We start from the raw sequence: 13621 nt of genomic DNA on the forward strand, positions 1-13621 counted from the left end.
ACGTTTCCGTCAGGGGAGGGCCGCTGCCACGGTATCAAGTTCGCCCTGCGGGACCACGATGGCCCCAGCGCGTGGGCGATCGAGATCGAGCACGGTGACATAGGCTGCGCAAAGCAGCACGAAAAGCGCAAGGGCGGCTGCCGCATGGCGGCGGCTGGATGCGTCCGGGCCATAGCCCAGGATGCCTGCCCCGGCACAGCAATAGAGCGCCAACAGCATCAAGACTTCGGCCGGAAGACGCGCGCTGCGCTCGGCATGGCGGGCAGTGGCGATGTCCCCCAGGCTGTTCCAGGCCGAAACCAGCACCGGCCCGCGCGTGTCGGGCGGCATGGTCCGCAAGGTGCCGATCAGGTGATCGCCGAACATGGTGCCCAGCGTTGCCGCCCGCCCCACGGCGGCTTCCCATTCGGCATCGTCGGGGACGCGCCCGGCCTCGGCGCGGGCACGCGCATATGTGCCCAGCAGCCGCGCCAGCGGGGCGCGCTGCGCCTCGTCCAGCAGGCCAAGGCGCGAGGCCATGGTGCCAAAGGCGTTGGCTTCGTCGAGCGCCAACTGGCGGCGATGTTCGTAACGGCCGATCGCCAGGCTGAAGGCAAACGCCATCAACAGCGCGAGCAGCCCGAAAACCCCTGAAAGAACAGCCCCCTGGTCGCTGCGCCGGATGCCCTGATCCGGTGCGGCGGTGCCTGGCGCGGCCGCTTCGGTCCGTTCCAGCCAGGCATGCAAACGCGCCCCGCCCAAATAGGCCAGGACCATGGCCACCAGCAGAGCCAGGCCCAAAGCGCCCAGCGGTGTCCGGTCAAACACGGTCATGGATCCCGTCAACATCCCTTCAGGCTGCGCCAGCCCAGGTGGCGGGTCAAGCGCCATTACTTCACCCAGTCGAGACCGATTTCCTCGTAGATTTCGCGGCTGTCGGCCCAGTTCTCTTCGACCTTAACGTGGAGGAAGAGATGAACCTTCGCACCCAAAAGATCGGACAACTCTTTTCTCGCGGCTTCGCCGATGGCCTTGAGCTTGGCGCCACCCTTGCCGAGCACGATCCCGCGCTGGCTGTCGCGCGCGATGACGATCTGCTGGTGAATTTCCACCGAGCCATCGCGGCGGTGCTGATAGCTTTCAGGGCGCACCGCGCTGTCATAGGGCAGTTCGTCGTGCAACTGGCGATAGAGTTGCTCGCGCGTGATTTCGGCGGCGAGCAGGCGTTCCGAGGCGTCGGACACCTGGTCTTCGGGATAGTGCCAGGGGCCCTGCGGCATCAGACCGGCCAGCCGCGTCTTCAGTTCGGCTACGCCATCGCCGGTCAGCGCCGATACGAAGAACACTTCGTCGAACTGTCCGGCGCCGCTCAGTTCCTCGGCCATGACCAACAGCGGTTCCTTGGGGGTGGCGTCCACCTTGTTGAGCACCAGGAACTTGCGTTCGGGCCGTCCGGCCAGCGAAGCCAGGATCGGTTCGAGGTATTCGCGCTTCTTCTTGCGCGCGTCCACCACCAGCAGGATGGCATCGGCCTCGCTTGCGCCTTCCCAGGCGGCGTTGACCATCGCGCGGTCGAGCCGGCGCTTGGGCTCGAACAGGCCCGGCGTGTCGGCCAGGATGATCTGCGCCGGGCCTTCCAGGGCAATGCCCATCAGGCGGGCGCGGGTGGTCTGCGCCTTGGCCGAAACGATCGCCACCTTCTGGCCGACTAAGGCATTGACGAGCGTGGACTTGCCGGCATTGGGCGCGCCGATCACGGCCACCAGGCCGCAGGATTGTTCGGATTCGGCGGGGTTGGAAACGATATCGATCATGGAAACAGGATGAACCTCATCGCGCCCGGCCGCAATGGCCGAGCGCAGGATATGGGAATTGGGCGTGTGGCTTTGTTCAGGCGAACTGCTTGAGAAAATCGCGGGCGGCTGCCGTTTCGGCTTCCTGCTTGCTGCTGCCGCGGGCCTGTGCTTCGCCCACGCCTTTCACTTCCACGCTCACCGTGAAAATTGCGGCATGGTCGGGCCCGTCGCGGCTGACCAGGGTATAGACCGGCGGCTTGCGGCGGTTGCCCGCCGCCCATTCCTGCAAGGCGGCCTTGGGATGCTTGCGCTGCCCGGCACCGGTCCGCATCGGCTTGTCCCAGCAGCGGCGCACGAAATCGCGCGCGGCGGGAAAGCCGCGTTCCAGGAACAGCGCGCCGATCAGGGCTTCCATCACGTCGCCCAGGATATTGTCGCTGTCGGCGCCGCCATCGTCGCGCGCCTGCTTGCCCAGGCGGATATGTGTCGGCACGCCCAGCGTGCGGGCCACGTCGGCGCAGGTTTCACGGCTGACCAGGGCATTGAGGCGTTGCGAGAGCTTGCCTTCGGCAGCGTCGCTCGCTTCGTGCAGCCAATCGGCGATCGCCAGGCCAAGCACCCGGTCGCCCAGGAATTCCAGGCGCTGGTAATCGCGGCTTTCGCCCAGCGAACCGTGGGTGAGCGCTTCATGCCAAAGCGCCGGCTGTTGCACCGGCGCCTGGGTCAATTCCGCCAGGAAGGCGGCGGTCTCGGGGGACAGGGGCGTGCTCAGAACAGGCCCCCGATGCGGTTCCAGCGCAGCGCGGTAAACCACGTCCAGGGCAGGAACCAGTTGGCCGACCCGTCGGTGGACCACATCACGATGGTGGCGCGGCCCACCAGGTTGTCCTGCGGGACCAGGCCGATGCCGCCGCCTTCGATGGCGGGGAAGCGGCTATCCATCGAGTTGTCGCGGTTGTCGCCCATCAGGAACAGCTTGCCTGCGGGCACGACGACCGGCGGCGTATCGTCCTGCGGGCGATAGCCCAGGTCGAGCACGTTGTAGGTCTTGCCGCCGGGCAGGGTTTCCTGGAATTGCGGATAGTGGCAGGTCTGCGTGCCATCGGCCTCGGTCACCGCGAAATCGGGTGAGATGCATTCGGTGTTGGCCGAAACCCGGATCACGAAATCGGCGATCTTCACCTTGGGCACGGCCTTGCCGTTCAGGTGCAGCACCCCGCCGATCATCTGCACGGTATCGCCCGGCACGCCGATGACGCGCTTGATATAGTCCACGTCGTTGCCCGGCGGGGCCTTGAAGATCACCACGTCACCACGATTGGGCTGGCCGGCGAAAATGCGCTTGGGCAAGAGCGGCACGCTGAACGGCAGGGAATACTTGGAAAACCCATAGGGCCACTTGGCCGCCAGCAGGTAATCGCCGTTTTCCAGCCGGGGCAGCATCGATTCCGACGGGATGTTGAAAGGCGAGAAGAAGAAGCTGCGGAAGATCGCCACGATCAGCACCAGCTTCACCAGGAACACCGGGAAGCTGTCTTCCTTCTTCTGCTTCTTCGCCGGCGCGGCCGGAATGGGCTGCGGGGCCGTGGGCTGTTCCACCGTCGGGCTGGCGGGTTCGGGCGTGTCGTTCATCGGCTGGGTCATGTGGAGGGCAAGGGCATCCGTCAAGAAGGAATGCACCTGCCATAGTCCCAGGCAAATACGTTTGCACGATCCGTTCGTCGAGCCACGCGCCCGCTTGGAAGATTGTGTGCAAGCGGGCATGAGGGGCGCGACCCCGCAACCGTTAAAGGACACCAGGACAATGGCAGCACAGGACCAGGCCACGCTGTGGCACGCGCTGGAGACGCTGGAGGTGCCCACTCTTGCCGCGCTGTTTGACGATGCCGCGCGCTTGGATCGCTATGCCACCACGCTCGATCTGCCCGGTGGCCCGATTCGCTTTGACTGGGCCAAGACCCATCTTTCCGCGCCAGTCGAAGCCATTCTGGCCGATCTGGCCCAGGCAACCGATTTCGTCGGCAAGCGGGCGGAACTGCTTGCGGGCGCCAAGATCAACAACACCGAAGGCCGCGCGGCCGAACACACCGCCCAGCGCGGCGTGGGCGCCGAAGCCAGCGTGGAAGAAGCCCAGGCCCTGCATGCCCGCATGGCGCTGCTGGTCGACGCCATCCACGAAGGCGTGCTGGGTGACGTGAAAAGCCTGATCCACATCGGCATCGGCGGTTCGGCGCTGGGCCCGGCCCTGGCGATCGATGCGCTGGCGCGCGAAGAGGCCAAGGTGGCCGTGCACGTGGTGTCCAACATCGATGGTTGCGCGCTGGAGCAGGCGATGTCGCGCTGCGATCCGGCGACCACCCTGATTGCCGTCGCGTCCAAGACCTTCACCACCACCGAAACCATGACCAATGCCCACAGCGCGCTGGAATGGCTGCGCGAAGGCGGCGTCGCCGATCCCTATGGCCGCGTGATCGCGCTGACCGCCGCGCCGGAAAAGGCGGTGGAATGGGGCGTGGACGAAACCCGCATCCTGCCGTTTTCCGAAACCGTGGGCGGGCGCTATTCGCTGTGGTCCTCCATCGGATTCCCGGTCGCGCTGGCGCTGGGCAACGAGGCGTTTGCCCAGTTCCTGGCGGGCGCCAAGGCCATCGACGAGCATTTCCGCGACGCCCCGATCGGCGAGAACGTGGTGGTGCGCGCCGCTTTTGCCGATCTGTTCTATACCCAGGCGCGCGGTTGCCAGACCCGCGCGGTTTTCGCCTATGACGAGCGCCTGGCCCTGCTGCCCGATTATCTCCAGCAGCTCGAGATGGAATCCAACGGCAAGCGCGTGCTGGCCGACGGATCGCCGCTGACGCGGCCCAGCGCCCCGGTCACCTGGGGTGGCGTCGGCACCGATGCCCAGCACGCCGTGTTCCAGTTGCTGCATCAGGGCACCCACCTGATCCCGGTGGATTTCCTTGCCGTCAAAGTGCCGGGCCACGATCTTGATCCGGTGCACCACAAGATCCTCTTGTCCAACTGCTTTGCGCAAGGCGCCGCGCTCATGGCGGGCCAGGCGAGCGAGGATGGCGCGCGCGCCTATCCGGGCAACCGCCCTTCGGCCACGATCCTGTGCGATGAACTCAACCCCGCCACGCTCGGCGCGCTGATCGCTTTCCACGAACACCGCGTGTTCGTTTCGGCGATGCTGCTGGGCATCAATCCGTTCGACCAGTTCGGCGTCGAACTGGGCAAGGCGATCGCCAAGAAGATCGATGCCGGCGGCGGCGAAGGGTTTGACGCCAGCACCGAAGCGCTGCTTGCCGAAGCCGGGATCGGCGTGGATTGAAAGTTAGCTGACCTAATCAATTAATCGCCATGCAGGGACTGGCGCCGGAGGGGCATCGTTGCCATATCCGGCGCCAGTTTTCGATTCAGCAAGACGAGGCCCTGCCATGACCGATCCCGCTTACGACTATGACCTGTTCGTGATCGGGGCCGGATCGGGCGGGGTGCGCGCCAGCCGCATCGCCGCCGGCTATGGCGCGCGCGTTGCCGTGGCCGAGGAATATCGCGTGGGCGGCACTTGCGTGATCCGCGGCTGCGTGCCCAAGAAGCTGCTGGTCTACGGCTCGCACTTTGCCGAGGAATTGCAGGACGCGGCCAATTACGGCTGGACCGTGGAAAAGATGACGTTCGATTGGCCCACGCTGCGCGATGCCGTGGCGAAGGACGTGGATCGGCTGAACGCGGCCTACACCAACACGCTCAATTCCAACAAGGTCGAGCATTTCCTGGAACGCGCCACGATCACCGGGCCCAACAGCGTCAAGCTGGCCAGCGGGCGCGAGATCACCGCGAAATACATCCTGGTGGCCGTGGGCGCCTGGCCGGTGATGCCCGAGATCGAGGGCGTGGAGCACTGCATCACCTCGAACGAGGTGTTTCATCTCGAAAGCCTGCCGCGCCGCGTGGTGATTGCCGGCGCTGGCTATATCGCGCTGGAATTTGCCGGCATCTTCAATGCCCTGGGCAGTCACGTCACGGTGGTGAACCGCAGCGAGACAATCCTGCGCGGCTACGACGCCGCGCTGCGGGATCGCCTGCTGCAGATCACCATGGCGCGCGGCATCGAATACAAGTTCAACTGCGGGTTCGAACGCGTGGAAAAGCAGGAGGATGGCAGCCTGCTGGTCTTCATGAAGGGCCAGCCCGATCCGCTTCACGCCGATGCCGTGCTGGTGGCCACCGGCCGCCGCCCCAAGACCGATGGCCTGGGGCTGGAAAACGCCGGGATCGCGCTTGGCACGCACGGTGAGATCGTGGTGGACGACGGCGCGCAAACGTCGTGCCCCAGCATCTTTGCGGTGGGCGACGTCACCAATCGCGTGCAACTGACGCCGATCGCCATCCGCGAAGGGCATGCCTTTGCCGATCGCGTGTTCGGCGGCAAGGACACGCGCGTATCCTATGATTGCATCCCCAGCGCCGTGTTCTCGCAGCCCCCGCTTGCCAGCGTGGGCCTTAACGAAGCGCAGGCCCGCGAAAAGCTGGGCAGCAACGTCAAGATCTTCACCTCGGATTTCCGCCCGATGAAGAACATTTTCGGCCATCGCCCCGAACGCGGGCTCTACAAGCTGGTCGTCGATGCCCAGACCGACAAGGTGCTGGGCGTGCACCTCATCGGCCCCGATGCGCCCGAAGTGCTGCAGGCCGCCGCCATCGCGGTGAAGGCCGGGCTGACCAAGGCCGATTTCGACGCCACCGTGGCGCTGCACCCATCGATGGCCGAAGAGCTTGTGCTGATGCGATAAACCGGTAACTGCTGCGTTAACCCAACTTGGCCGTTGAACTGTGGCGCAGGTGCGGTAGGCTGTGCGCGAAGATGGGTTGGGGGCAGGAACCATGGAAGATGTCGGCGGGACCGTGCTCGTCACGGGCGGGTCTGGCTACATTGCCGGATACATCATCCGCGCGCTGCTGGACGATGGCTGGACCGTCAACACCACGGTCCGCGATCTGGGCCGCGAGGCGCAGTTGCGCGCCCAGCTGGGCGGCAGCTATGCCTCGCTGCGGTTCTTCCAGGCAGACCTGATGGCCGACGCGGGCTGGCGCGCGGCACTGCACGGATGCAGCCACGTCTGCCACGTCGCGTCACCGTTGCACGTCAATGCCCCGCGCCACGAAGACGAACTGGTGGTGCCGGCGCGTGAAGGGGTGCTGCGCGCCTTGCGCTTTGCCCACGCGGCCGGGGTGAAGCGCTTTGTGCAAACCTCGTCGGTGGCGGCGATCGCCTATGGCCATGGCAAGGGCATCCGCCGCTATACCGAGGCCGACTGGACCGACCTGGATGGCCCGGGCGTCCATGCCTATGCCAAGTCCAAGACCGTGGCCGAACGCGCCGCGCGCGAATGGATCGCGCAGTATGGCCAGGGCATGGAATTCGTCTCGGTCAATCCCTCGGTCGTGCTCGGCCCGGTGTGGAGCCGCGACTATTCCGCCTCGATCGAACTGGTGCGGCAATTGCTGGCCGGCACCGTGCCGGGCTGCCCGGACCTGGGCTTTGGCGTGGTGGACGTGCGCGATGTGGCCGCCTTGCACCTGCGCGCACTGACCGAGCCCGGCATCGACGGCGAGCGCTTCATCGCCTCCGGCCCGTTCCTCAAGATGATCGACGTGGCGCGCATCCTGCGCCAGGAACTGGGCCGCGGGGCACGCCGCGTGCCGATGCACCGGGTGCCCGACTGGATGGTCCACGCCATGGGCCTGGTCAGCCCGATGATCCGCCAGGTCACCACCGAACTGGGCAATGTGCGCGATACCGACGCCGGCCATGCCCGCACCCGCCTGGGCTGGGCCACGCGGCCGGTGGAACAGACCATCGCCGATTGCGCAAGCAGCCTGATCGAAACGCGCGTGGTGGCGGCCTGACTCTGCGTCAGATCCCCGCCCACCATTGGTAGCCGGAGTGGTCTTCCCAATAGCCACCCTTACCGCCGTAAAGCCCGGCGAGCGTGGCGACGAGCTCCACCCGCATGACGTATTTCGCCTGCTTGTAGCCAAGCTGCCGTTCCACGCGCAGGCGCAGCGGCGCGCCGTGGCCCACTGACAGCGGCTGGCCGTTCATGCTGTGGGCCAGGATCGTCTGCGGATGCAGCGCTTCGGCCAGGTCGATCGATTCGTAATAGGGCGTGCCGGAAAAATCGTCGGCACAGTGGAACACGGCGTAGCGTGCCTGGGGCAGGGCGCCGGCGCCGTGGAGCAGCAGGCCCAGTGGCACCCCGGTCCACTGGCCGATCGCGCTCCACCCTTCCACGCAATCGTGCCGGGTGATCTGGGTGCGCTGGGGCAAGGCCCGCAGTTGCGCCATCGTCAGGTCCATGGGCCGCGCCACCAGGCCGTCAACACGCAGGCGCCAATCGGCAAAGCCACGCTCCAGCTGCGCGAGATACGCCGCAGCCGTCGGGCGGGTGTTGCCGTTGACGCGGAACACCGGGGAAATGTCTGCGGCGGAAAATTCTGGGGCCAGGGCATTGCCGGCCACCAGTCGCTGCGCGCTGCGGCTGGCCTTTTCACCCAGCGAAAGCACGCTTTTTGCCGTGGGCGAGGCAACGATGCGGTCGCAGCCCGACAGCAAAAGGCCGCCCGATCCGGCCAGCAGCGCACGGCGGGAAAAGCCGCTCATGGCGTGCGCTCCGGCGGCAGGCGATACCAGCCGGTGATCATCGCGCGCAACTCGTTGATCGGCCCGGCGAGCACCACCATGACGAGGTGTACCAGGATGAACAGCGCCAGGCCGGCCGCGCACAGGAAATGCAGCGAGCGCGCCGATTGCCGCCCGCCCAGCACATCGAGCAGCCAGGGCAGCGCGGCATTCATGGTGGGCGACATCGCCAGGCCCGTCGCCACCATCATCGGCAGCAGTACGAAAATGACGGAGAGATAGGCGATCTTCTGCAGCGGGTTGTAGCGCCGGGCCGCTTCGCCACGTGGCAGGCGGCCACGCAGATGTTCGGTCACGTCATGCCACAGCGCACGCGGGCGCCGTTCTTCGCGCGACAATCCCAGATCGCGGCGCAAGTGCCCGGAAACCAGTGCATAGACCAGGAACCCAGCCAGGCTCGCCACCAACACCCACGCGCCCAGGAAATGCCACCCGCGCGCCAGCGAGAGGTTGTAATGCCCCGGCAGCGTGACCAGCGGCGGAAAGGCCAGTGCGGTACTCTGGGCATAGCCGACCAGGCCGGTGCTGGGAATCTCGTGCCCGCCCAGGGCCACGAAACCGTGCGTCCCATGATTGCCGATTTCCAACCATGCGGGATCGAAATTCGCCCCGTCCTTGCCCCAATAGAGCCGCGGATGCGCGTTGAAGATCATCATTCCGCTCATCAGCATGATGAAAATGGTCAAGGCATTGATCCAATGCCACAGGCGCACGGGCCAGCGAATGCGCAGGATGAGAGGTGAGCGGTTCACGGACCGGGTCATGCCATGAAGCGGGCCTGGCGTCATCCCGTGTTCGACGAACGCCCAGCGAGGCGTGGGTTCAGCCCCAGGGCTTGGCCTCTGCCAGCGCGATCAGGCTTTTGCGCGTGTGCCGGCGCGCCTGGGCACCGCGGTGGCAGCTGGCGGGCACGGGGCGCAGCGCCCGCCAGCCGGCGCGACCGATCCAGGCGAGCTTGGCCTTGGCCGAAACCACGGTGCGGCTGTGCCACGCCTTGTCCCCGCGCGCGGCCACCTTGCGGGCAATGTCGCCATAGATCCCGGCCGCCGCCAGGATCGCCCAGCGCTGGCGCGGGCGCAGCCGCCCGGCACCAACGCGCGCCGAACATTCGTGCGCCTGTGCCATGTCACACAGCCGGCGGGCCAGGCCGGCGAGCGTCTCGCGGTGGTGCGGCTTCAATTGTTCGCCCGGCGGCAGGTCTGCTTCGGCCAGCCATTCGGCCGGCAGATAGCAACGCCCGGCGGCATCGTCTTCGGCCAGATCGCGCGCAATATTGGCCAGCTGGAACGCCAGCCCCAGGTCTGCCGCGCGGTCCAGCGTGTCTTCGTCATCGGGTGAAACGCCCATGACCACGGCCATCATCACCCCCACCGCGCCTGCCACGTGCCAGCAATAGCGCATGAGGTCTGCCTCGGTGCGTGGCTGCCAATCGGCTGCGTCGAGCGCGAAACCGCCGATCACCGCCTCGGCCATGGCCATGGTCAAACCCGTTTCGCGCGCCACCAGGCCCAGCGCGTCGAACGCAGGGTTACCCGTGGCTTGCCCCGCCATGGCCTGCGCGGTCAGCCGGCGCACAAGGGCAAGCCGCTCGGCCGCGCCGGATTGGTCCCCCAGCGCGCCGCCCATGTCCTGCGCATCGACAATATCGTCGCAGGCGCGGCACCAGGCATAGAGCAGCCACACCCGCTCGCGCGTGACGCGATCGAACAGGCTGGAGGCAGCCGCGAAACTCTTGGAGCCGCGCCGGATCGTGTCGCGCGCGGCGGCGACCAGCGCGGCGCGATCGGGGATGGCAGAAACCATGGGGTTTACAGGTCCGAAGCCTGCATCGCGATGATCGGGCGGTGCGGCTCGTGCGCGGTCATCCGCGCCAGCAGCAGGTCAAGATCGTGTTCGGCCACCATGATCCCGGCATGGGCCGGACGGATGAAGCCCACTTCGATCATGTGGCGGTTGAATGCGAGCAGGTGATCGTAAAAGCCAAAGGCATTGAGCACGCCCACCGGCTTGGTGTGATAGCCCAGCTGTGCCCAGCTGATCGCTTCCCACAGCTCGTCCATCGTGCCAACGCCGCCCGGCAGCGTGAGAAACCCATCGGCCAGATCCACGAAAGCCTGCTTGCGCGCGTGCATGCCCGGCACCACGTCAAGCCGGGTCAGGCCATGGTGCGCCACTTCCGCGCCGACCAGGGCCTGCGGGATCACGCCGATCACTTCGCCACCGGCGGCCAGGGCGCCGTCGGCCACCGCACCCATCAGGCCCAAGCGGCCACCGCCATAGACGACGCCGATGCCGCGTTCGGCCAGTTGCCGGCCGACATCTGCTGCGAGTGCCACATAGCGCGGATCGGTGGGACTGGCCGAGCCGCAGTAAACCGCAATGCGTTTCATCGCAGATCCTCCAGCATCAGCTTGGCTGTGGCCTTGGCGCTGCCCACCACGCCGGGGATGCCGGCGCCGGGATGGGTGCCAGCGCCCACCAGGTAGAAATTGGCAATGTCGTCGTCGCGGTTGTGCGCACGGAACCAGGCGCTTTGCGTCAACAGCGGTTCCAGGCTGAACGCCGCGCCCTGGTAGGCCGAAAGGTCGGCCGCGAAATCGGTCGGCGCATAGTGGAACTTGGTCACGATGCGGCTGTGGATGTCGGGGATAAGGCGCCGGCCCACTTCATCGAGGATGCGCTTTTCCAGAAGCGGCCCCACTTCGGCCCAATCCACCGGCAGCTTGCCCATGTTGGCCACGGGCACCAGGGCATAGAACGTGCTCATCCCCTCGGGCGCCATGCCTGGATCGGTGACGGTGGGATGGTGCAGGTAGATCGAGAAATCCTGCGGCAGCACGCCGTGCTGATAGATATCCTCGAGCAGTCCCTTATACCGCGGGCCGAACAGGATCATGTGGTGCGGGATGCCCGGCCAGGTGCCTTCGATGCCGAAGTGCACCACGAACAGGCTGGGCGAAAATTTCTTGCGCTTGAGCGCGCGGGCCCGCTTCTTGCCGGTGGCGCTATCGCCCAGCAGATCGCGATAGGTGTGCATGATATCGCCGTTGGAGGCGACGGCATCGAAATTGCCGTGCCAGCCGCTGGCGGTGTGTACGCCGGTGACCCGGTTGCCCAGGGTTTCGACGCGCACCACCGGGTCGCCCATGCGCACTTCGCCGCCGATCCGCTGGAATTGCGTGACCATGCCGGCGATCAGGCGGTTGGTGCCACCCTTGGCCCACCACACGCCGCCATCCTTTTCCAGCTTGTGGATCAGGGCATAGATCGCGCTGGTGCTCATCGGGTTGCCACCCACCAGCAGGGTGTGGAAGCTGAACGCTTCGCGCAGTTTTTCGCTTTCGATGAATTTCGACACCATCGAATAGACCGAACGCCAGGCCTGGTATTTGGCCAGGGCAGGGGCGGCCTTGAGCATGCTGGCAAAGTCAAGGAACGGCACCGCGCCCAGCTTGACATAGCCTTCCTCGAACACGCCGGCGGAATAGTGCAGGAATTCCTCGTACCCGGCCACGTCGCGCGGGGAAATCTTGGCAATCTCGGCGCGCAGCGAGGTTTCGTCGTTGGAATAGTCGAAGTTGGTGCCGTCGGCCCAGTTGAGCCGATAGAACGGCATGACCGGCATGAGTTCGACATCGTCGGACAGCTTGTGCGCCGTCAGGCCCCACAGTTCCTGCAGGCAGGCCGGATCGGTGATCACCGTGGGCCCGGCATCGAACGTGAAGCCATCGCGCTGCCAGTGATAGGCACGGCCGCCCGGCTTGTCGCGCGCTTCGATCAGGGTGGTCTGGATGCCGCCCGCCTGCAGGCGGATGGCCAGGGCCAGGCCGCCGAAACCGGCGCCGATCACGCATGCTCGTTTCATCTACTTGCGCATCCCTGCCAGAGTAAGAGGCCGTGGGCGCGGCCCCGAACCGGTCAGCACCGCCAGAGCGCGGGAGACCGGAACCGGGGGACGGCCCAGGAAAATACGGGCACGATCCAGCACGGTGCTGCGCCCGGCATAGAACCGTTCGATCAACGCCGTGTCGAGACGATAGAAATGTTCCATCATGCGATAACGCGACAGTGGCTCTGCCGCCTGGAACAGCATGGCCGACAGCAGGCGGCCAAACCCGCTGCGTTGCCAATGGCACCGTGACCAGGTTTCGCTGAACGCCGCGAGCGCCGCGTGGCTCAGGTCCGGCTGCTGGGCCAGGGCCAGGGCAAAGCGCACCGCTTCGGGCACGGAATAGCTGGTGACGGGATGGAACAGGCCCGCGCGGGTGCCGGCGCGGGCGATCTGCCCGCCCGATGAACGCCAGAACGCGTCCCAATCGCCTGCGGCCACTACCGGCAAGACCCCTTGCTCTTCGTGCAGCACGCTGGCGACCGTCCAGCCCTGGCTGCGGGCATAGGCGCCGATCCGTCCGGCCAGCGCGGGCTGGTCGATCGTCGGACTATCGGAATAATAGGTGTCTTCGATGAAGATTTCGTCCGGCCCGAACGGCAGGCAATAGACGAAGCGATAGCCATCGACCTGCTCGACCGTGGCATCCATCACGATCGGTTTGGCCAGGCCATGCGGCTCTGCCAGCTTGACCCGCTGGCCCAGGAATTTCTGCCACCCGCCCGAAAGCTGGCCCTGCAGGCGGATGCCGCGCGCATCGATCACCGCGCCACATTCGATCCGCGTACCGTCGGCAAGGGTGACCGCGCCAGTGCCCGCGGCCAGCACGCGCGCGCCGGTCAGGATGGCATCGGCCGGCAGCGCGGCGCGGATGGCCGCGTCAAAACGGGCCGACGTCATCGAATAATAGCTGGTGGCAAGATCGCGCCGATACTTGGGAAAGCGCACGCTGTAACCCGACCATGCGCCATCGACCATGGCGGCCAGCAGGTCTCGCCCGGCCTTGCCCACATCCGATCCAAAGAACGACCACACGTGGTTGCCGCCCAGGACATGGTCCTGTTCAACCAGGACGAGTTGGCAATCGGGACGGGCCTTGCGCAGGGCAAGCGCGATCAATCCCCCGGCAAGGCCCCCGCCCAGGATCGCGATGTCGGCATGGCGTATGCTCATCACCATGGCGTTAAGCCAGGCGGGCCGCCCATGCAACCGCCCCAAAGGGCCTTGCTGTGGAGCGGGCCGTTTTTCTGG

General features: G+C 66.2%; 13 protein-coding genes. 3 read left to right on the top strand and 10 right to left on the bottom strand.

What is annotated here, in order from left to right; translation table 11 throughout:
• Positions 1-9 precede the first annotated feature (9 nt).
• The 4 genes from R9J51_RS13045 to lepB form a co-directional block, all read right to left on the bottom strand.
• The gene (locus R9J51_RS13045) at positions 10-813 is read right to left on the bottom strand and encodes a hypothetical protein (protein WP_179562276.1); all 804 of its coding nucleotides are present in this window, start codon (positions 811-813) and stop codon (positions 10-12) included.
• Between the two features lie 56 nt (positions 814-869).
• Entirely contained in the window at positions 870-1793 is a 924-nt protein-coding gene (gene era, locus R9J51_RS13050) for a GTPase Era (RefSeq protein ID WP_169474397.1), read from the bottom strand.
• A 76-nt stretch (positions 1794-1869) separates the two neighbouring features.
• Positions 1870-2589, bottom strand: coding sequence for a ribonuclease III (gene rnc, locus R9J51_RS13055; RefSeq protein WP_432787457.1), 720 nt, complete (start codon positions 2587-2589; stop codon positions 1870-1872).
• A complete protein-coding gene (lepB, locus tag R9J51_RS13060; RefSeq protein ID WP_432787994.1) occupies positions 2544-3407 on the bottom strand; it encodes a signal peptidase I in 864 nt (287 codons plus the stop codon). Before lepB ends, rnc begins: the two co-directional genes overlap by 46 nt.
• Before the next feature lie 172 nt (positions 3408-3579).
• Between lepB and pgi the strand changes: the two genes are divergently transcribed.
• From pgi to R9J51_RS13075, 3 genes are all read left to right on the top strand, one after another.
• A complete protein-coding gene (gene pgi, locus R9J51_RS13065) occupies positions 3580-5106 on the top strand; it encodes a glucose-6-phosphate isomerase (RefSeq protein ID WP_179504689.1) in 1527 nt (508 codons plus the stop codon).
• A gap of 106 nt (positions 5107-5212) precedes the next feature.
• The gene (gene gorA, locus R9J51_RS13070; protein ID WP_179504690.1) at positions 5213-6571 is read left to right on the top strand and encodes a glutathione-disulfide reductase; all 1359 of its coding nucleotides are present in this window, start codon (positions 5213-5215) and stop codon (positions 6569-6571) included.
• A gap of 91 nt (positions 6572-6662) precedes the next feature.
• Positions 6663-7688, top strand: coding sequence for an NAD-dependent epimerase/dehydratase family protein (locus R9J51_RS13075; protein ID WP_179504691.1), 1026 nt, complete (start codon positions 6663-6665; stop codon positions 7686-7688).
• A 7-nt stretch (positions 7689-7695) separates the two neighbouring features.
• On the opposite strand, the gene R9J51_RS13080 is transcribed toward R9J51_RS13075, so the two are convergent.
• The 6 genes from R9J51_RS13080 to crtY form a co-directional block, all read right to left on the bottom strand.
• Positions 7696-8442 carry a molybdopterin-binding protein gene (locus tag R9J51_RS13080; RefSeq protein ID WP_179504692.1) on the bottom strand — a complete coding sequence of 249 codons (747 nt, stop codon included), beginning with the start codon at positions 8440-8442 and terminating at the stop codon, positions 7696-7698.
• Positions 8439-9233, bottom strand: coding sequence for a cytochrome b/b6 domain-containing protein (locus R9J51_RS13085; protein WP_349237450.1), 795 nt, complete (start codon positions 9231-9233; stop codon positions 8439-8441). The genes R9J51_RS13080 and R9J51_RS13085 overlap by 4 nt, the downstream gene beginning before the upstream one ends.
• 70 nt (positions 9234-9303) lie before the next feature.
• Complete coding sequence (locus R9J51_RS13090; RefSeq protein WP_218843470.1) at positions 9304-10284, bottom strand: phytoene/squalene synthase family protein; 981 nt, start codon at positions 10282-10284, stop codon at positions 9304-9306.
• A gap of 5 nt (positions 10285-10289) precedes the next feature.
• Positions 10290-10871 carry a TIGR00730 family Rossman fold protein gene (locus R9J51_RS13095; RefSeq protein WP_168554860.1) on the bottom strand — a complete coding sequence of 194 codons (582 nt, stop codon included), beginning with the start codon at positions 10869-10871 and terminating at the stop codon, positions 10290-10292.
• Positions 10868-12346, bottom strand: a complete 1479-nt coding sequence (locus R9J51_RS13100; RefSeq protein WP_168554861.1) for a phytoene desaturase — start codon at positions 12344-12346, stop codon at positions 10868-10870. The genes R9J51_RS13095 and R9J51_RS13100 overlap by 4 nt, the downstream gene beginning before the upstream one ends.
• On the bottom strand, positions 12347-13543 hold the full coding sequence (crtY, locus tag R9J51_RS13105) for a lycopene beta-cyclase CrtY (protein ID WP_179504693.1): 1197 nt from the start codon (positions 13541-13543) through the stop codon (positions 12347-12349).
• Positions 13544-13621 lie beyond the last annotated feature (78 nt).

It is taken from the genome of Novosphingobium rhizosphaerae (genome assembly GCF_050920675.1).
GTDB lineage: Bacteria > Pseudomonadota > Alphaproteobacteria > Sphingomonadales > Sphingomonadaceae > Novosphingobium > Novosphingobium rhizosphaerae.